The 20,060-nt window shown below is 34.3% G+C and carries 17 protein-coding genes and 1 rRNA gene; 11 read left to right on the top strand and 7 right to left on the bottom strand.

The window, feature by feature from the left end; translation table 11 throughout:
- Nucleotides 1-19: 19 nt before the first annotated feature.
- Nucleotides 20-667 (bottom strand): redox-sensing transcriptional repressor Rex, encoded by a 648-nt coding sequence (locus tag L987_RS04645; protein ID WP_002482775.1) that lies wholly within the window; start codon nt 665-667, stop codon nt 20-22.
- Between the two features lie 145 nt (nt 668-812).
- Between L987_RS04645 and L987_RS04650 the strand changes: the two genes are divergently transcribed.
- Both L987_RS04650 and L987_RS04655 read left to right on the top strand, forming a co-directional pair.
- Entirely contained in the window at nt 813-2,741 is a 1,929-nt protein-coding gene (locus L987_RS04650; RefSeq protein WP_047503261.1) for an ABC-F family ATP-binding cassette domain-containing protein, read from the top strand.
- A gap of 364 nt (nt 2,742-3,105) precedes the next feature.
- Entirely contained in the window at nt 3,106-4,707 is a 1,602-nt protein-coding gene (locus L987_RS04655) for a MutS-related protein (protein WP_041784785.1), read from the top strand.
- Nucleotides 4,708-4,858: 151 nt separating this feature from the next.
- Here the strand turns inward: L987_RS04655 and L987_RS04660 are convergent, their stop codons facing one another.
- The 5 genes from L987_RS04660 to tsaE all read right to left on the bottom strand — a co-directional run bounded on the left by L987_RS04660 (nt 4,859) and on the right by tsaE (nt 7,991).
- Entirely contained in the window at nt 4,859-5,281 is a 423-nt protein-coding gene (locus tag L987_RS04660; protein WP_011302720.1) for a VOC family protein, read from the bottom strand.
- Nucleotides 5,282-5,428: 147 nt separating this feature from the next.
- Nucleotides 5,429-6,457 (bottom strand): tRNA (adenosine(37)-N6)-threonylcarbamoyltransferase complex transferase subunit TsaD, encoded by a 1,029-nt coding sequence (tsaD, locus tag L987_RS04665; RefSeq protein ID WP_011302719.1) that lies wholly within the window; start codon nt 6,455-6,457, stop codon nt 5,429-5,431.
- Nucleotides 6,450-6,914 (bottom strand): ribosomal protein S18-alanine N-acetyltransferase, encoded by a 465-nt coding sequence (rimI, locus tag L987_RS04670; RefSeq protein WP_002482770.1) that lies wholly within the window; start codon nt 6,912-6,914, stop codon nt 6,450-6,452. Before rimI ends, tsaD begins: the two co-directional genes overlap by 8 nt.
- Entirely contained in the window at nt 6,887-7,549 is a 663-nt protein-coding gene (tsaB, locus tag L987_RS04675; RefSeq protein WP_011302718.1) for a tRNA (adenosine(37)-N6)-threonylcarbamoyltransferase complex dimerization subunit type 1 TsaB, read from the bottom strand. The genes rimI and tsaB overlap by 28 nt, the downstream gene beginning before the upstream one ends.
- Nucleotides 7,530-7,991: a tRNA (adenosine(37)-N6)-threonylcarbamoyltransferase complex ATPase subunit type 1 TsaE gene (tsaE, locus tag L987_RS04680; RefSeq protein WP_011302717.1), complete on the bottom strand. Its 462-nt coding sequence runs from the start codon at nt 7,989-7,991 to the stop codon at nt 7,530-7,532. The genes tsaB and tsaE overlap by 20 nt, the downstream gene beginning before the upstream one ends.
- Nucleotides 7,992-8,571: 580 nt before the next feature.
- Here tsaE and ilvD point away from each other — a divergent pair.
- The 9 genes from ilvD to ilvA all read left to right on the top strand — a co-directional run bounded on the left by ilvD (nt 8,572) and on the right by ilvA (nt 19,562).
- The gene (gene ilvD / locus L987_RS04685) at nt 8,572-10,260 is read left to right on the top strand and encodes a dihydroxy-acid dehydratase (RefSeq protein WP_047503264.1); all 1,689 of its coding nucleotides are present in this window, start codon (nt 8,572-8,574) and stop codon (nt 10,258-10,260) included.
- Nucleotides 10,261-10,272: 12 nt separating this feature from the next.
- Nucleotides 10,273-12,063 (top strand): biosynthetic-type acetolactate synthase large subunit, encoded by a 1,791-nt coding sequence (gene ilvB, locus L987_RS04690; protein WP_047503266.1) that lies wholly within the window; start codon nt 10,273-10,275, stop codon nt 12,061-12,063.
- Nucleotides 12,060-12,533 (top strand): acetolactate synthase small subunit, encoded by a 474-nt coding sequence (gene ilvN / locus L987_RS04695; protein ID WP_002482765.1) that lies wholly within the window; start codon nt 12,060-12,062, stop codon nt 12,531-12,533. The genes ilvB and ilvN overlap by 4 nt, the downstream gene beginning before the upstream one ends.
- 44 nt (nt 12,534-12,577) lie before the next feature.
- Entirely contained in the window at nt 12,578-13,582 is a 1,005-nt protein-coding gene (gene ilvC, locus L987_RS04700) for a ketol-acid reductoisomerase (RefSeq protein ID WP_037538061.1), read from the top strand.
- Nucleotides 13,583-13,732: 150 nt separating this feature from the next.
- Nucleotides 13,733-15,268, top strand: a complete 1,536-nt coding sequence (locus tag L987_RS04705; RefSeq protein WP_047503269.1) for a 2-isopropylmalate synthase — start codon at nt 13,733-13,735, stop codon at nt 15,266-15,268.
- On the top strand, nt 15,265-16,305 hold the full coding sequence (leuB, locus tag L987_RS04710; RefSeq protein ID WP_047503271.1) for a 3-isopropylmalate dehydrogenase: 1,041 nt from the start codon (nt 15,265-15,267) through the stop codon (nt 16,303-16,305). Before L987_RS04705 ends, leuB begins: the two co-directional genes overlap by 4 nt.
- A 17-nt stretch (nt 16,306-16,322) precedes the next feature.
- Nucleotides 16,323-17,693, top strand: coding sequence for a 3-isopropylmalate dehydratase large subunit (leuC, locus tag L987_RS04715; protein ID WP_002482761.1), 1,371 nt, complete (start codon nt 16,323-16,325; stop codon nt 17,691-17,693).
- 1 nt (nt 17,694) lies between these two features.
- Nucleotides 17,695-18,270, top strand: coding sequence for a 3-isopropylmalate dehydratase small subunit (gene leuD, locus L987_RS04720; RefSeq protein WP_002482760.1), 576 nt, complete (start codon nt 17,695-17,697; stop codon nt 18,268-18,270).
- A 23-nt stretch (nt 18,271-18,293) separates the two neighbouring features.
- Complete coding sequence (gene ilvA, locus L987_RS04725) at nt 18,294-19,562, top strand: threonine ammonia-lyase IlvA (protein WP_047503273.1); 1,269 nt, start codon at nt 18,294-18,296, stop codon at nt 19,560-19,562.
- Nucleotides 19,563-19,954: 392 nt separating this feature from the next.
- Here ilvA and rrf read toward each other — a convergent pair.
- Nucleotides 19,955-20,060: ribosomal RNA gene (gene rrf / locus L987_RS04735) — 5S ribosomal RNA — on the bottom strand; the annotation flags it as partial.

Genomic DNA, 20,060 nt, shown 5'->3' on the forward strand with positions numbered 1-20,060 from the left:
AAAACTAGTTCATTACATTTTATTTATGACTATAATTCTTCATAAAGAATAATAAAGATTGCAGTTCTATACCCAAATCAATGTGATGTACTTGTACATCGGATGGCGTTTGTACACGACTAGGCGTAAAGTTCAATATACCTTTAACGCCTGCTTTCACTAATGTATCAGCAACCTTCTGAGCCGCTTCCTCAGGCGTTGTCAGAATAACGACATCTATCTGTTCATGCGATAGTATGTCTGTAATTTTTTCAAATGGACTAACTGTCACTTTCCCTATTTGTGTACCAATGACCTCTTCTCGAATATCAAATGCTTCTGTTATTGTCATTTCATCATGTATTGAGAAGTTATATGTTAATAATGCTTTACCTAAGTTCCCTACACCTACAATTGCAATCTTAATTTCATCGTTTTCGCTTATTTCGTTTTTAAAAAAATGTAATAAGCTATCTATATTATAGCCGTAGCCCTTTTTACCTAATTCACCAAAATATGAAAAATCCCTACGTATCGTTGCAGAATCAATGTTTAAGCCTTCACTAATTGCTTTTGAATTAACTCTGTCTATACCTTTTGATTTTAATGTATTGACGAATCTATAATATAACGGTAAACGTTTCAATGTAGCACGAGGAATCTTTTCGCTTTGATTAGCCAAGATCATGTCCCCCTATTTCAATGTCTAATACTGTATAATCTTATAATCACTACAACATTATACATGAATGCATCATAAAAATAAACAATGATAGTTTTAACCACAGCGTGAATACTGTAGAATGATAATTGAATAGAGAGGTGCAAATCGGATGATATTATTACAACTTAATGATTTAACAAAGTCATTCGACGGTGAAGATATTTTTAACAATGTGGATTTCGAAGTCAAAACGGGCGAACGTATTGGAATTGTCGGACGTAATGGAGCTGGAAAATCAACATTAATGAAAATAATCGCTGGCGTCGAAGGGTATGATAGTGGTTATGTATCTAAAAGTAAAAATTTAAAACTTGGTTACTTAACACAACAAATGACCTTAGACACAAATCAAACTGTATTTGAAGAAATGTCTAAGCCATTTGAAGCAATGAAAAAATTAGAACTAGAAATGAAAAAAGAAACGGATTGGCTTGCACAACATGCCAATGAATACGATACAGAAGCATATAAAATACATATTGATCGTTATGAGTCATTATCAAACACATTTGAAAAACAAGATGGCTATCAATATGAAAGTAAAATTAAAACGGTGCTACATGGCTTAAACTTCACTGAATCAGATTTTAATAGACCCATTAATGATTTTAGTGGTGGTCAAAAGACCCGACTATCTTTAGCACAAATGTTACTAAGTGAACCAGATTTATTATTACTCGATGAGCCTACCAACCATTTAGACATGGAAACAACTCAATGGCTAGAAAGTTATTTGAATTATTTTAACGGGGCCATTGTAATCATCAGTCACGATAGATACTTCTTAGATAAAATTGTCACTCAAATATATGATGTAGCACTCGGTGATGTACAACACTATGTAGGAAACTATGCACAATTCATAGAACAACGAGATAAGTATTACGAAAAGCGCATGCAAGCCTATGAAAGTCAACAAGCTGAAATCAAACGCTTAGAAACATTCGTAGAAAAAAACATTGCGCGTGCCTCTACGACTGGGATGGCAAAAAGTCGTCGCAAAAAGTTAGATAAAATCGATCGCATTAATAAACCTATGATTGATGCTAAAAGTACAAATATTCAATTTGATTTCGACCGTAATACAGGTAATGACGTATTCCATATAAAAAATCTAGAGATTGGGTACAATACACCTATTACAAAAGGGATTAACATCGAAGTTACAAAGGGTGATCATATCGCTATTATTGGCCCGAATGGTATAGGTAAATCAACTTTAATTAAAACCATCGCTGGTCTACATGATCAATTAGGCGGCGAAGTCACAACGGGTGCCAATTTAAAAATAGGTTACTATGATCAAAAGCAAGCTGAATTTAAATCAAATAAAACGATCTTAGATTATTTATGGGATCAATACCCTACTATGAATGAAAAAGATATCAGAGCTGTTTTAGGTCGTTTCCTATTCGTTCAAGAAGATGTAAAAAAAATTATTAATGATTTATCTGGTGGAGAAAAAGCACGACTGCAACTCGCTTTATTAATGTTAGAACGTAATAATGTACTCATATTAGATGAGCCTACCAACCATCTAGATATTGATTCTAAAGAGATGTTAGAACAAGCTTTGGATAATTTTAAGGGCACAATTCTTTTTGTTTCACATGACCGTTATTTCATTAATCAACTAGCTAATAAAGTATATGATTTAAATTATGACGGTGGCACGATGTATTTAGGTGATTATCAATACTTCATTGAAAAAGTAGAAGAGCAAGCAGCAATACAAGCGAAAAAAGACTCAGAGAATCCTACTTCACTTGAAATAGAAGCATCAACAACTAATTCTTATATTGATCAGAAAGCTCAGAAACGTAAACAACGTCAAATCGAACGCCAAATTGAAACTTGTGAAGCGGATATTGAGCAATTTGAAGCGCAAATTAATGAAATCAATGAGCAGCTCACATTACCTGATGTATATTCAAACCCTGAAAAAGCGAATGATTTAGCAATATCCAAACAACATACCGAACAAAAATTAGAACAGGTTATGTCTGAATGGGCAGAATTACAAGAAAAGTTAATTTAAACGCTCATCCTATTAAAAAATGAAAGTAGAATTTTCTACTTTCATTTTTTTATTTCATGATTCATCACCAAAACTATTCACACAAAAAAACTTATGATAAAAGCTATCCACAAAGTTATCCTAGTTATCCACAAGTAAAATGTAATGTTTATTTCTATATAAAATTCAGAATTCAATCCCTATCCACACCATTGGCACCGACTTATCCACAAGTTGTGCACTATTTGTTGATAAGTACGCACGTTCCCTATTGACATCATTTTCGTCTCATGTAGTCATAGACAAATCTAGTTTGTGAAACAAATGAGACAATGTCATAATGAACAAGTACAAATTTAAGTTATTGAAAGGAAGTTTTGTAACTATGCCTGCAATTTTATGGTTTATTATTGCATTGATATTAGCCTCCCTATTATTAACGATCATCATGCCTATCATTGAAAATAAAAAATTAATGACAAAGATAAAAATGTTATGGTCAGCACAACGACCATTAGAATCATTCATTAGACCAAATCATAATTATAGTTATCAATTCGATACATATAAGCATAAGCATGATAGCGATGAACTACTCGATGATAAAACCTGGTCCGATTTAAATTTAGATAGTGTGTTCCAAAATATGAATTTTAATTTTACAGCAATTGGTGAAATGAGACTTTTTGCTACATTAAGACAGATGTTTGAAGTAAATAATCAGTCACTCATACATCACTTTAAATCGGATAGTCATTTTAGAAATCAACTGTCATTGCACTTAGCACAAATCGGAAAATCTATTTATCCAATTTTTCCTGATCAAATTGCATTTATAAAACGAAATCACTTCTATATGATTTGTACATATATCCCTATTGTAGGTTTACTTTTATCTTTCATATCACCAAGTGTTGGAATCCCATTAACCATCATTGCTTGTATTTATAATATGATTTTGAGTGGTTTCTTAAAACGGACATTTGAGCAAGATTTAAATTCAATGTTCTATACATCTAATGTTATTAAAAAAGCATATGCAATCCAGCAACTTGAACAAACACCTAGTTTAGATGTTAATTTCAAACATTTTACGACAGCACGTCGTTTTAGTGGATTACTCGGGCGCGTGAATACGAATGATGAAACTTCAATTTTCTCAATGCTTTTTAAATTAATATTTATGTTGGATTACCATTTGTTCCATTTAATTCAAAATAGTTTTAAAACATACGAAGATGAAGTAATGGCCTGTTATGATTATGTAGCAAGTATCGATAATCATTATGCCGTTGCTTTATGGCAAGAAACATTAGATGACTATACCATACCTGAACCATCACAGAATGACTCGATTATATTTGAAAATTTAACCCATCCGCTCATCTCTGATGCAGTACCTAATTCCTTAACGGTAGATCAACATATTTTATTAACTGGTTCTAATGCTTCAGGCAAATCAACATTTATGAAAGCCGTCGCTTTGAATATTGTGTTATCTCAAACAATTCATACTGCAACAGCGCATAAATTTATTTACAAACCAGGGCTTGTTTATACTTCAATGGTTAATCAAGATGATATTTTATCTGGAGATAGTTACTTCATGAGTGAAGTTAAATCGATTAAACGCCTTTTCGATATTCAATCACATAAAAAGATATATGTATTTATTGATGAAATTTTCAAGGGCACCAATACAACGGAACGGATTGCAGCATCAGAATCCGTATTAACTTATTTAAATCATTTACAATCTTTTAGAATCATTGCAGCTACACACGATATTGAGTTATCCACTTTATTAGAAGATACTTATTCAAATTATCATTTTAATGAATCCATCACAGATAATGAAATCTCTTTTGATTTTAAAATTAAAGCAGGCAAAGCTGATACCAGAAATGCGATTGAATTATTACGCATAATGGAATTTCCAAATCATGTTTACCATCGTGCTAAAGCTAAAGCAAATCATAATAATTAAAAATAGGAGCATATCATGTAATCAAAAATCACTTTGATTACATGATATGCTCCATTACTTAAAAAACACTTATTGAATATTAAGCGTATTTTATAATTTGATATAAGACATGCGCCGCACTCCTGGCTACCTTAGTAAAACTTATTTCTGCTTATTCTGCATTAATCATCCATGTAATACCGAATGGATCGTTGAACATACCATAAAATTCAGACCATTCCGTAGCACCTAATGGCATCGTCACTTCACAACCAGCTTCAACAGCTTTATCAAAAAATGCTTGAGCAGCTGCTTTATCCGCTTCATTACTATGGTCAAAAGTAAATGTCACGATGGCACCACTATTATCAATCTTTTTATTTTTCCACGTGTCACTACAATAAAATCTTTCTCCAAGTATTTCAAAAGATGCATTCATCGTAAAATCTGGAGGTACTTGAAATTCTTCAGGCATATCATTAAACATCTCATTGTCTCCGCTAACACGTTGAATATTTGTTGCTCCTAAATGTTTTTCATAAAAATTTAATGCTGCTAAGCTATTTTGAAAATTGAAATATTGTACAGCTTTCATTTTATTTCTCCTCCTTTAAAAATCTTCATCTCAAAAAATTTTATGTTGTTCAATTAATCTAAAATACCTATACCCTTATTTCATTTGTTTAAATTTAACTTACTAACAAAAAAACTGAGATATAAATATCTCAGTTCTTTTATTATTTTATGATTCAATTGAACATTGTTCAATATCCATATGATTATAACCATTTAATGCCATATCTGCAGTCACACCAGCTTTAAATAAATAATAACCTGCAGCGCCTATCATTGCTGCATTATCTGTACATAGTTTAGGACTAGGTATGGATAAATTGATGTCATTTGACTCACATGCGGATGATAAATGCGCTCTTAATCCTTTATTACTTGCAACGCCACCAGCTACTATAAGTTGATTCACGTTATAATTTTTACATGCCGCTATTGTTTTACCAACCAATACTTCAACGACACTATTTTGAAAACTTGTAGCTACGTTTGCTTCATTTATTGCTTCACCTTTTTGGCGTAAGTTATGCAATTTATTAATTACTGCACTTTTTAAACCACTAAAGCTAAAATCATAACTGTTTTTATCTAACCATACTCTAGGGAAATCGTAACTATCCTCACCATGAGCCGCTAAATTATCTACTTGAGGTCCCCCCGGATAACTTAATCCAATGGTTCTCGCTACTTTATCATACGCCTCACCAACAGCGTCATCTCGCGTTTCACCGATCACTTCAAAGCTCAAATGATTTTTCATATAAACTAATTCAGTATGTCCCCCTGAAACAATCAGTGCGATTAAAGGGAACTGTAATGGCTTTTCTAGATGATTCGCATAAACATGACCAGCAATATGATGAACTGGAATTAATGGTTTATCATAAGCAAATGCAAGTGCTTTTGCAGCATTAATCCCTACCAATAATGCACCTATCAAGCCAGGTCCTTGTGTTACAGCCACTGCATCAATATCATTCATTGTAGTATTGGCACTGTTTAATGCCTCATCAATGGTTGTCGTAATCCCTTCAACATGATGTCTGCTTGCTACCTCAGGGACAACACCGCCAAATCGTTTATGACTCTCAATTTGACTTAATACGATATTACTAAGTATGTTTTTTCCATTTTCAATAATGCTAACACTTGTTTCATCACAGCTTGATTCTATCGCTAATATCAATGTTGTTTCACTCATTTAAATTCACCCACATCACTATTGCATCCTCACCTTCACCATAATAATTTTTACGTTTTCCTCCATATTGAAAACCTAAATTCGTATACACATGTTGTGCTACATCGTTATCAACTCGTACTTCTAAACTCATCACGTCACATTTTGTCTGCACGTAATTCATAGCATACTTAAGCAATAACTGTCCTAACCCGTATCCTCTATATGTTTCATCAATGGCAATTGTGGTAATTTGTGCTTGATCTATAACTAACCAAATTCCGATATAACCAATAATTTTTTCATTAAATTCTATAACAAAATAATGAGCAAATTCATTTTGCTCTACTTCGTGATAAAATGCATCAATTGACCAACTACTATCATTAAAACTATTTCTTTCAATATCAAATACTTGTGGCACATCATTTAAACCCATTAAACGAATATTTAATTCTTGTTCTGTTGGTCTAACCAATTTCTCTCTGCCTCTGATATTTTAATATAGTTGGGTTTGAATTGATGAATTTCAGTTGGATGATCAATCAGTGCTTTCATTTCTTTTGCTTTTGGCAAATTAGGTATGCAGTCATGGTTTAATAAATCAGCTAATTTTTCTGTATCTGCCCCTACAAATTTAAAATGTTCACCTTGTTTATATAGCAATTCCTTTAACATTGTAATCGAAAGATACTGATCTTCAATCAATTGTACTAAATGTCCATTTTGATACTGATATACACCTGAATAAACTGCTTCTCGTCTTGCGTCAAAGACAGGTACAATTAAAATGTTTTCTTCCTTTACTGTAGCTGCTAAGGCTTTTAATGAGGACACACCGTATAACTTCGTATTAAGTGCATATGCCAATGTCTTAGCTACAGTCACACCTATTCTTAAGCCAGTATAAGATCCTGGACCTTCCGCAACAATAATTGCATCAAGTTCCTTTTTATCTAATTGACTTTCTTCTAATATATTAGCAATTGCTGGCATCAATTGAACAGAATGGTTCTTTTTTTCATTTGTATTAAATTCACTTAGTACTTTATCATCTTGCATAATAGCAACAGATAAAGGCTGATTAGATGTATCAATCAGTAGATAATTCACGCAAAATCGACTCCTTAATATCTATATAATGCTTTCCAATAGCGTTGAATTCTATGGTTCTTTCTGTAGGGCTTATAGCTTTAATATCTAGTGTTAGTGACGTTTCAGGAAGGTATTCTGAAATAAATTGACTCCACTCTATTAATACAATCGCTTGATCTTCAAAATATTCATCAAAGCCTAAATCTTCTTCCGTATTTTCTAATCTATAGCAATCCATATGGTGTAATTTCAGATGACTACCTTGATAAGATTTTATGATATTAAAAGTAGGAGAATTAATATTTCTCTTCACGCCCAATGCTTTGCCTATAAACTGACTTAACGTTGTCTTACCCGCACCTAAATCACCATTTAACAAAATCACATCACCAGCGGATAAATATTTTGTTAAAATGCCAGCAAATGTTTCCATATCTTCTAAATTTTTAATTTTTATCATTGGCCTCTCCTTTTTAAAGCAACTTCACAATTTATTGTGAATAGTTGCTTTTATGCATGAGCTTCAGCTCAGGTATTCCTTCATTAAATTTATTGTGCGTAGCTGATTTTCTTATTTAATATGAGTTAGCTTATGAATAGCCTTGTCATTTACTAACGGTTATATATATATCTTAAAATTAACTACTCTAGTTTAACAAATTTTTCCATATAATACTTCAAAGTGAAACAAGTTCCTTTAATTTTGAAATATTTGAATTGACAGAAAAATAAAAAAAGTTATTGACACAACCCATTTGATATAGTAAATTTAATTTATCAAATTTTTAGACATTTCAAACAAATCAGAAAAAAATAAACCATTCTATCGAGAGGAGTATAATAAAATGACCAAACATACAACGCAAGCTCAACCAACAACTTCAAATATTTTAGTCATTTTATTATGCTCATAGGACTGGAACTTTAGTAAAGAAACTACTAAACGTTTAAGTCCTTATTCTAGTTGAATGGGACTTTAAAGTGTCCCAATAATTTATTGGGACACTTTTTTTATTTTCAATTTTATGGGGGAATTAAATATGAGAAGTGACATGATCAAAAAAGGAGATCAACAAGCACCAGCAAGAAGTCTTTTACATGCAACGGGTGCATTAGAAAAACCAACAGATATGAACAAGCCATTCGTGGCAATTTGTAACTCATATATTGATATTGTCCCTGGACACGTACATCTTAGAGAATTAGCAGACATAGCAAAAGAAGCCATTCGTGAAGCTGGTGCGATTCCCTTTGAATTTGACACAATCGGTGTAGATGACGGTATTGCAATGGGCCATATTGGAATGAGATATTCCCTACCATCTAGAGAAATCATAGCTGATGCAGCTGAAACAGTTATTAATGCACATTGGTTTGATGGTGTATTCTACATCCCAAATTGCGATAAAATTACACCAGGCATGTTATTAGCATCTGTTCGTACCAATGTACCAGCTATCTTTTGTTCGGGTGGTCCAATGAAAGCCGGTTTATCTTCAGAAGGTAAAGCTTTAACACTTTCTTCAATGTTCGAAGCAGTTGGTGCATTTAAAGATGGATCTATTTCAAAAGATGAATTTTTAGATATGGAACAAAATGCTTGTCCAACTTGTGGTTCATGTTCTGGTATGTTTACTGCGAATTCAATGAACTGTTTAATGGAAGTGTTAGGGTTAGCCCTTCCATATAATGGTACTGCACTTGCAGTAAGTGACCAACGTAGAGAAATGATTAGAGAAGCTGCATTCAAACTAGTAGATAATATTAAAAACGATCTTAAACCAAAAGATATTGTAACCCTAGAAGCAATTGACGATGCTTTTGCATTAGACATGGCCATGGGTGGTTCAACCAATACTGTACTGCATACACTTGCTATCGCAAATGAAGCAGGTATTGATTATGATTTAACAAGAATTAATGAAATTGCTAAGAAAACACCATATCTTTCAAAAATAGCACCAAGCTCATCCTATTCAATGCATGATGTACATGAAGCTGGTGGTGTTCCAGCTATCATAAACGAATTATTTAAAAAAGAAGGTACATTGCATCCAGATAGAATTACAGCTACAGGTAAAACATTACGTGAAAACAATGAAGATAAAGAAATCTTAAATAGTGATGTTATAAGACATTTAGATAATCCATATGATAAACAAGGTGGACTTTCCATCCTTTATGGAAATATCGCTCCCAAAGGCGCTGTTATAAAAGTTGGTGGTGTAGACCCTTCTATTAAAGTCTTTAAAGGTAAAGCAATTTGTTTTGACTCACATGACGAAGCTGTCGAAGCGATTGATAACCATGATGTTCGTGAAGGTCACGTAGTTGTTATCCGATATGAAGGCCCTAAAGGTGGTCCAGGGATGCCAGAAATGTTAGCCCCTACTTCATCCATTGTAGGACGAGGCTTAGGAAAAGATGTAGCGCTTATCACAGATGGAAGATTTTCAGGTGCTACACGTGGTATTGCTGTTGGTCATATATCACCAGAAGCTGCAGCAGGTGGTCCAATTGGGTTAATAAATGACGGAGATGAAATAACGATTGATTTAACGAACCGTACATTAGATGTCAATGTTTCAACTGAAGAATTAGACGCTAGAAAGCAAAACGTAAAACCATTTAAAGCAAAAGTAAAAACAGGTTATCTTGCGCGTTACACTGCATTAGTAACAAGTGCTAATACAGGTGGTATCATGCAAGTACCAGAAAATCTCATTTAAGGAGTGAGCATTATGTCTAAACAAACGGAAACACTTGAAAACGAATTGTCAGAAAATTTTGATTCTTTAGAAGCAGCTGAAGCCGTTGAACCTGAGGTAGAGTTAGAACAACAAACAATAGATGAGATGAAATCCGGGTCAGAATTGTTAGTAGAATCACTTGCAAATGAGAACGTAGACTTTATCTTTGGGTATCCGGGTGGTGCAGTACTCCCCCTTTACGACACATTTTATGATGGAAAAATTGAACATATCTTAGCAAGACATGAACAAGGTGCTACACACGCAGCTGAAGGATATGCAAGAGTATCCGGTAATACAGGCGTTGTTGTCGTAACAAGCGGGCCAGGAGCAACCAATGCAATTACAGGTATTGCTGATGCTTATAGTGACTCATTGCCACTTGTTGTCATCACTGGTCAAGTCGCTACACCTGGTATTGGTAAAGATGCTTTCCAAGAAGCTGATTTACTTTCAATGACAACACCAATAACAAAACACAATTATCAAGTAAAAAATGTAAACGACATCCCTACTATCATTCATGAAGCGTTTCATATCGCCAATACTGGTAGAAAAGGTCCAGTTGTAATTGATTTTCCAAAAGATATGGGGATCTTATCAACAAACGCACAAGTAACAGAAGAATTAGAATTACCAGGTTATTCCGTACCAAATCAACCTAAAAAAGAAGAAATTCAAAAACTACGTGATTATTTAAAAAGTGCTAAAAAGCCTGTTGTACTTTCAGGTGCAGGTATTAATCATGCCAAAGCCAATAAAGTATTTACTGAATTTGTAAATAGACATCAATTACCTGTCGTTAGTACGCTATTAGGTCTCGGTGCTATACCATATGAACATCCCCTATTTTTAGGTATGGGTGGTATGCACGGCTCATATGCCAGCAATATGGCATTAACGGATTGCGATTTACTCATTAACTTTGGTAGTCGGTTTGACGATAGATTAGCAAGTGATCCAGAATCATTTGCACCAAATGCCAAAATAGTACATGTGGACATCGACGCATCTGAAATAAATAAAATCATCAAAGTAGATTTAGGTATCGTTGCTGACTGTAAAGCAACTTTAGAAGCATTATTAGATTTCGATAGTTATTCAATTAGACATGATGACTGGTTAGAAACTTGTAATAAAAATAAAGCTAAACAACCTTTTGCATATAAAGAAGATGAGGACGGCGTATTTTCTAAACCTCAAAGAACGATTGAATATATTGGTGAAATCACACAAGGTGACGCCGTAGTAACTACCGATGTCGGACAACATCAAATGTGGGTTGCCCAATTCTATCCATTTAAAAATCATGGTCAATTAGTAACAAGTGGTGGTCTCGGCACAATGGGATTTGGTATCCCTGCTGCTATTGGAGCAAAACTTGCAGCACCTGATAAAACAGTCGTTGCCTTTGTTGGTGATGGTGGATTCCAAATGACAAACCAAGAAATGGCCATTTTAGAAGAATACAACCTTGATATCAAGATTGTCATTATTAACAACGGTACACTCGGCATGGTTAAGCAATGGCAGGATAAATTCTTTAATAAACGTTTCTCTCACTCAGTATTTAATGGCCAACCAGACTTTTTGAAATTAGCTGAAGCTTACAATGTGAAAGGTTACTTAGTTGAAAATCCAAGCCAATTAGAACAACAGTTAGATGCAGCTTTTCAACATGAAGGACCTGCACTCATTGATGTACGTATTTCACCTATTGAACCTGTATCACCAATGGTACCAAGCGGCAAAGCTAATCATGAAATGGAGGGTCTATTATGAGAAGGACTTTTAGAACAAAAGTAAGAGATAAAGCTGGGACGTTAAATCGCTTAACAAGTATCTTCGTCCGTAGACAGTTTAACATCGTGACATTGTCAGCGACTCCAACTTTAGAAGAAGGTATTTCGGACATTACTTTTGTAGCAGAAGTACCTGATAGAGATGTGTTACGTAATCTACTTCAACAACTAGAAAAACAAATAAACATTATTGATGTTGAAGACATTACTGAAAGTAACACTTACAACAGAGAGTTGGTGCTAGTGAAATTAAAAACACCGACGAATCAGCAAGATTTACAAAATGTAATCAAACCATATGATGCGCTAGTCTCTATATTAAAACATGAAGCACCTTTTACGTATCTTCAAGCTTCAGGCCCACAATATACAATGGACAACTTATTAGATGATCTATCATCATATGAAATTGAACAAGTTTCTAGAACTGGTTCAGCAGCATTAGTTTAACAAAGCTTCAACTATACTTAATTACAAAAATGGAGGATTTTATTATGACAACAGTTTATTATGACCAATCAGTTACGAAAGACGCTTTACAAGGTAAAAAAGTAGCAATCATAGGCTATGGTTCTCAAGGACACGCACATGCTCAAAATTTAAAAGACAACGGTTATGATGTCATTATCGGAATCAGACCTGGACGTTCTTTTGACAAAGCTAAAGATGATGGCTTCGAAGTATATCCTGTAGATGAAGCAGCAAAACAAGCTGATGTCATCATGGTGTTATTACCAGATGAAATTCAAGGCCAAGTATATAAAGAAGAAATTGAACCAAACTTAGAAGCAAACAATGCATTAGTATTCGCGCATGGTTTTAATATTCATTTCGGTGTTATTCAACCACCAGAAAACGTAGATGTATTCTTAGTAGCGCCTAAAGGACCTGGACATTTAGTACGTCGTACATTTGCTGAAGGAAGCGCAGTCCCTGCCCTATTCGCAGTTGAACAAGATCCGAGTGGTGAAGCTAGAGATTTAGCATTAAGCTATGCTAAAGGTATCGGTGCAACACGTGCAGGTGTATTAGAAACATCATTTAAAGAAGAAACAGAAACAGATTTATTCGGTGAACAAGCAGTGCTTTGTGGTGGTACGACTAAATTAGTACAATCTGGTTTCGAAACGTTAGTAGAAGCAGGTTACCAACCAGAAATTGCATACTTTGAAGTATTGCATGAAATGAAATTGATTGTTGATTTAATGTATGAAGGCGGTATGGAAAATATGCGCTATTCAATTTCAAATACAGCAGAATTTGGTGACTATGTTTCTGGACCACGTATTATCACACCGGATGTTAAAGATAATATGAAAGCTGTATTAGATGATATTCAAAAAGGAAACTTCAGTGATCGATTCATTAAAGATAATCAAAATAATTTTGAAGAATTCCATAAATTAAGAGAAGAACAACATGGTCATCAAATCGAAGCGGTTGGTAGAGAACTCCGTGATATGATGCCATTCATCAAATCTAAGAGCATTGAAAAATAATTAGGCAAACTACCATATCTATCGATAAAAATGACATCAAGCTAAGTTCTAATGCAAATCGTAATATTTTGCATTAGCTAACTTGGTAAGATGTTTCAAATTTCTCGATAAATATGATTGTCTAAAATTCATTTATAGGAGATGTTGAAAATGAGTAGCCATATTCAAATTTTTGATACAACACTAAGAGACGGCGAACAAACACCTGGCGTAAATTTTTCATTCGATGAAAGATTAAAGATTGCTAAACAACTTGAAAAATGGGGCGTAGACATTATTGAAGCAGGTTTCCCCGCTTCTAGTTCTGGTAGTTTCAAATCAGTTGAAGCTATTGCTAAAACATTAACTACTACCGCTGTCTGTGGCTTAGCACGTTGTGTAAAAAAAGACATAGATGCAGTATACGAATCAACTAAAGCAGCAGCTAAACCTAGGATTCATGTATTTATTGCAACAAGCCCTATCCATCGTGATTCAAAACTAATGATGTCAAAAGAAGAAGTATTAGCATCTATTAAGGAGCATGTTTCTTATGCTAAACAATATTTTGATGTTGTTCAGTTTTCACCAGAAGATGCAACAAGAACGGAATTACCATTTTTAATTGAATGTGTTCAAACAGCTGTTGATGCAGGCGCTAGTGTAATTAACATCCCTGATACTGTAGGTTTTAGCTATCCTAAAGAATATGGTGAAATTTTCAAAACGTTACAAGAATCTGTTCATGCTGATCATGATGTGATTTATAGCGCACATTGTCACGATGATTTAGGCCTAGCAGTAGCAAATAGTATGGCAGCAATAGAGAATGGCGCAAAACGTATTGAAGGCACGCTTAATGGTATTGGCGAACGTGCTGGTAATACAGCTTTAGAAGAAGTTGCACTGGGCCTTTATGTTAGACAAGATCATTATGATAATCAAACTCAAATTAATTTAGAAGAAACAAAACAAACATCTGATTTAATTGCTCGATTCGCAGGTATTCGAGTCCCAAGAAACAAAGCCATTGTTGGACAAAACGCATTTAGTCATGAATCAGGTATACACCAAGATGGCGTTCTTAAAAATCCAGAAACTTATGAAATTATGACACCTCAACTTGTCGGAGTTAAAACAACAGAATTACCACTTGGTAAACTTTCTGGTAAGCACGCTTTTGCAGAAAAACTAACTGCCCTAGGTTACGATGTTGATCCTGAAGAACAAAAAACTTTATTCAAACAATTTAAAACGGTCGCTGATAAGAAAAAAGCAGTAACTGATCGTGACATCCATGCTTTAATTCAAGGTACGGAACATGAACAAAATGCAATTTATAAAGTAGAGACACTTCAATTACAATTTGTTTCTAATGGTTTACAAAGTGCTGTCGTTGTAATTAAAGATATAGACGGTAATACGTGCCAAGATTCAAGTATTGGAACAGGCTCCATTGTTTCTGTATACAACGCTGTTGATCGTATCTTTGATCGTAAAACAGAACTTATTGAATATCGCATAGACTCTGTTACTGAAGGCACAGATGCTCAAGCTGAAGTACATGTTCAGATTAAGATAGATGACCAAATTGTTACTGGTGTAGGTATTGACCACGATATCTTACTCGCTTCTTGTAAATCATATGTTGAAGCGCATGCGAAATATGTAGCTAATACAAAAGTGGAAGAAGGTATTCATTCATGAGTTATAAGATTGTAGCCCTTCCTGGAGACGGAATTGGACCAGAAATATTAAATGGTTCATTAGAAATATTACAACAGCTAAGTAAAGAATTTCATTTTGAATATGAATTAGAATCACATGACTTTGGTGGTATTGCTATAGATAATCATGGCAAACCACTTCCAGATTCCACATTAAATGCTTGTAAAAATGCAGACGCAATCCTATTAGGTGCTGTGGGGGGACCCAAGTGGACAGATCCAAATAATAGACCAGAACAAGGTTTACTTGGCATTCGTAAAGCTTTGGGTCTGTTTGCAAATATACGCCCCACTACAGTTACAAATGGCACAAGCCATTTATCCCCTATTAAAGAAGAACGTGTCGCAAAAACAGATTTTATTTTAGTAAGAGAATTAACCGGTGGCATCTATTTTGGTGAACCAAAACAATTAAGTGAAAACGACGCACTGGATTCCTTGACTTATACTAGAGATGAAATCGAAAGAATTGCTAGAGTTGGTTTTGAATTAGCTCAAAAGCGTCATAAAAAGTTAACTTCAGTTGATAAAGAAAATGTACTTTCATCTAGTAAATTATGGCGAAATGTAATAAATGAAGTATCTCAATCATATCCTGATGTTGAGGTAAACCATTTACTCGTCGATGCTTGTGCCATGCACTTAATAACAAATCCATCACAATTTGATGTCATTGTGACAGAAAATTTATTTGGCGATATTTTAAGTGACGAAGCTTCAGTCATTCCTGGTTCTTTGGGATTATCACCTTCAGCAAGCTTTAGCGAACAAGGTCCAAGACTATATGAACCTATTCATGGTTCAGCTCCAGATATTGCAAATCAAGATATTGCCAATCCTTTTGGCATGTTACTATCCGTGGCAATGTGTCTTAGAGAAAGTCTAAATGAAGACAAAGCAGCAGATAAATTAGAAAATGTTATATATCAATTAATAAAAGAAGGAAAAACAACCCGTGATCTCAATGGTAATTATCTTACATCAGAAATTTTTAATTACGTCAAAGAAAATCTTTAAAAAGGAGGAGATGTCATATGGGTAAAACACTATTTGATAAAGTTTGGAACAAGCATGTCTTAACTGGTAAAGAAGGTGACCCACAATTATTATATATTGACCTACATCTAATACATGAAGTCACATCTCCTCAAGCTTTTGAAGGATTAAGACTACAAAATAGACAATTGCGTAGACCTGATTTAACCTATGCAACACTTGATCATAACGTGCCAACGGTCGATATTTTCAATATTAAAGATGAAATTGCAAACAAACAAATCACAACTTTACAAAAAAATGCAAAGGCCTTTGGTGTTCATATTTTTGATATGGGATCCGATGAACAAGGTATCGTTCATATGGTTGGCCCAGAAACAGGATTGACTCAACCAGGAAAAACCATCGTCTGCGGTGACTCACATACTGCGACTCATGGTGCTTTTGGTGCAATCGCTTTTGGTATTGGTACAAGTGAAGTTGAACACGTTTTTGCAACACAATCACTTTGGCAAACTAAACCTAAAAATTTAAAAATTGAAGTAAATGGTAAATTACCTACAGGTGTTTACGCAAAAGATATTATTTTGCATCTTATCAATCAACATGGTGTTGATTTCGGTACTGGTTATGCTCTAGAATTTTCTGGTGAAACAATTCGCAGTTTATCCATGGAAGCGAGAATGACAATTTGCAATATGGCTATAGAAGCTGGTGCAAAATACGGTATGATGGCTCCAGATGAAACAACTTTTGAGTATGTTAAAGGACGTCCTTATGCTACAAATTATAAATATGATATTGATGCATGGCGCGAACTATATACTGATGAAGATGCAGAATTTGATAGAGTGATCACATTAGATGTAACTGATCTAGAACCTCAAGTAACTTGGGGTACAAATCCTGAAATGGGTGTAAGTTTTAATACGCCCTTCCCTGAAATACAAAATGTAAATGATGAACGTGCTTATAATTACATGGGCCTTCAACCTGGTCAAAAAGCTGAGGACATAGACTTAGGTTATGTATTCTTAGGTTCTTGTACTAATGCTCGCCTTTCTGACTTGGTTGAAGCAAGTCACGTCGTTAAAGGGAATAAAGTACACCCAAACATTACTGCAATTGTTGTACCAGGTTCACGTACAGTTAAGATAGAAGCTGAAAAATTAGGTCTTGATAAAATATTTAAAGACGCTGGTTTTGATTGGAGAGAGCCTGGATGCTCCATGTGCCTAGGAATGAATCCAGACCAAGTGCCTAATGGTGTACATTGTGCTTCTACGAGTAACCGTAACTTTGAAGGACGACAAGGTAAAGGCGCTCGTACTCATTTAGTATCACCTGCAATGGCAGCAGCTGCTGCTATTAATGGAAAATTTGTAGATGTTAGAAAGGTGGTTGTATAAAATGGAAATCAAACCAATCACAACATACACTGGTAAAGTCGTACCACTTTTTAATGACAATATTGATACCGATCAAATTATTCCAAAAGTACATTTAAAACGTATTTCTAAGTCAGGTTTTGGACCTTTTGCATTTGATGAATGGCGCTATTTAGATGATGGTTCTGATAACCCGGATTTTAATCCTAATAAACCAGAATATAAAGATGCTTCAATTTTAATTACTGGTGAAAATTTTGGATGTGGATCCAGTCGTGAACATGCGGCATGGGCTATTAAAGACTATGGTTTTGACATTATTATCGCCGGTAGCTATAGTGATATTTTTTATATGAATTGTACTAAAAATGCAATGTTGCCTATTGTATTAGACAAAGAAGCAAGAGAGTATCTAGCAGATGCTGGAGAGATTACAATAGATTTACCAAATCAAACTGTTTCGACAAAAGATAAATCATTTGATTTTCAAATTGATGAAACATGGAAGAAAAAACTCGTCAATGGACTTGATGATATTGATATCACTTTACAGTTTGAAGATGCAATCAAAAATTACGAAGCAGCAAAAACATACTAATTAATACAAAAAGGGTGAAACTAATGACTGTAAAAACAACAGTTTCTTCAAAGGATATAGATGAAGCTTATTTACAATTAAAAGATATAGTTAAAGAGACACCATTACAAAAAGATCACTATTTATCACAAAAATATGATTGTAAGGTTTATTTAAAACGTGAAGATTTGCAATGGGTTAGGTCATTTAAACTCAGAGGTGCATATAACGCGATTATTGCTTTAGATGAAGCTGATCGTCAAAACGGTATCACGTGTGCAAGTGCGGGTAATCATGCACAAGGCGTAGCTTATACAGCTAGTAAATTAAACTTGAATGCTGTCATATTTATGCCAGTAACTACCCCACTTCAAAAAATTAACCAAGTGAAATTCTTTGGTGGCGACAATACTGAAGTCGTATTAACTGGTGATACTTTTGACGACTGCCTTAAAGAAGCCCTTGTTTATACTGAAGAAAATAAAATGAACTTTATTGACCCTTTTAATAATATTTATACTATTGCTGGTCAAGGCACATTAGCTAAAGAAATACTTGAACAATCTAAAGATAACGACATTCAATTCGATTATTTATTTGCTGCAATCGGTGGTGGCGGTTTAATTTCTGGAGTTGGTACTTATTTCAAAACGCATTCTCCAGAAACTTCAATTATAGGTGTTGAGCCTGCGGGTGCAGCAAGTATGTATACTTCAGTAGTATTAGAAAATCAACTAGTTACTTTACCAGATATTGATAAATTTGTAGATGGCGCATCTGTAGCGCGTGTTGGACAAATTACTTTTGATATTTCTAAAGATATCGTTGATGATTATATCCAAGTACATGAGGGTGCTGTTTGTTCAACTATTTTAGATATGTACTCTAAACAAGCTATTATTGCTGAACCTGCGGGTGCATTAAGTGTAGCTGCACTTGCTCAATATCAAGCAGAAATCAAAGGAAAAACTGTTGTCTGTGTCGTTAGTGGTGGCAATAATGATATTAATCGTATGAAGGAAATTGAAGAACGTTCATTATTATTTGAAGAGATGAAGCATTACTTCATCCTAAATTTCCCGCAACGTCCAGGCGCATTAAGAGAATTTGTTAACGAAGTACTTGGTCCTAAAGATGATATTACGAAATTTGAATATCTCAAAAAATCTTCCCAAAATACTGGAACTGTAATTATAGGTATTCAGTTGAATAATCATAAAGATTTGGGACATTTAAAAGCAAATGTCGATGAATTTGATAAATCAAATATTTATATTAACGAAAATAAAATGTTATATTCATTGCTGATTTAAGCATTATAAGAGGCCTAATCCTTACTATATAGGGTTAGGCCTCTTTATATTTAAAATTATTTTGCAATTTTGATCGTACATTACTTGTTAGGTGTATGTTTGCTCCTGTAGTCGCACTCATTCTATTTACTGCAGTAAGTACGTTCATATATAGAGTGTCTTTCCAATTTATTGGATTTAGTTATTCTTACATACGAGTTTTGACTCGTATGTTCATTTAATCAATACCGCTTGTAAGCTCGCTTCGTCTTTTGCTCAGTTCGTCAGTTTCAAACGCTTTCTCATAATAGCTTATTTTAGGCTTTTCAGTTCTTCGAACTGGAGAAGTTAAGCCATTTTTGACATAAAAAAAGAGACCTCTCGGTCTCGGCTCATCGCATCCTATTAATGCTGCCTGGCAACGTCCTACTCTTGCGGAACGTAAGTCCGACTACCATTGGCGCTAAGGAGCTTAACTTCTGTGTTCGGCATGGGAACAGGTGTGACCTCCTTGCCATT

The organism is Staphylococcus sp. ZWU0021, from assembly GCF_000798895.1.
Classification (GTDB): Bacteria; Bacillota; Bacilli; order Staphylococcales; family Staphylococcaceae; genus Staphylococcus; species Staphylococcus saprophyticus.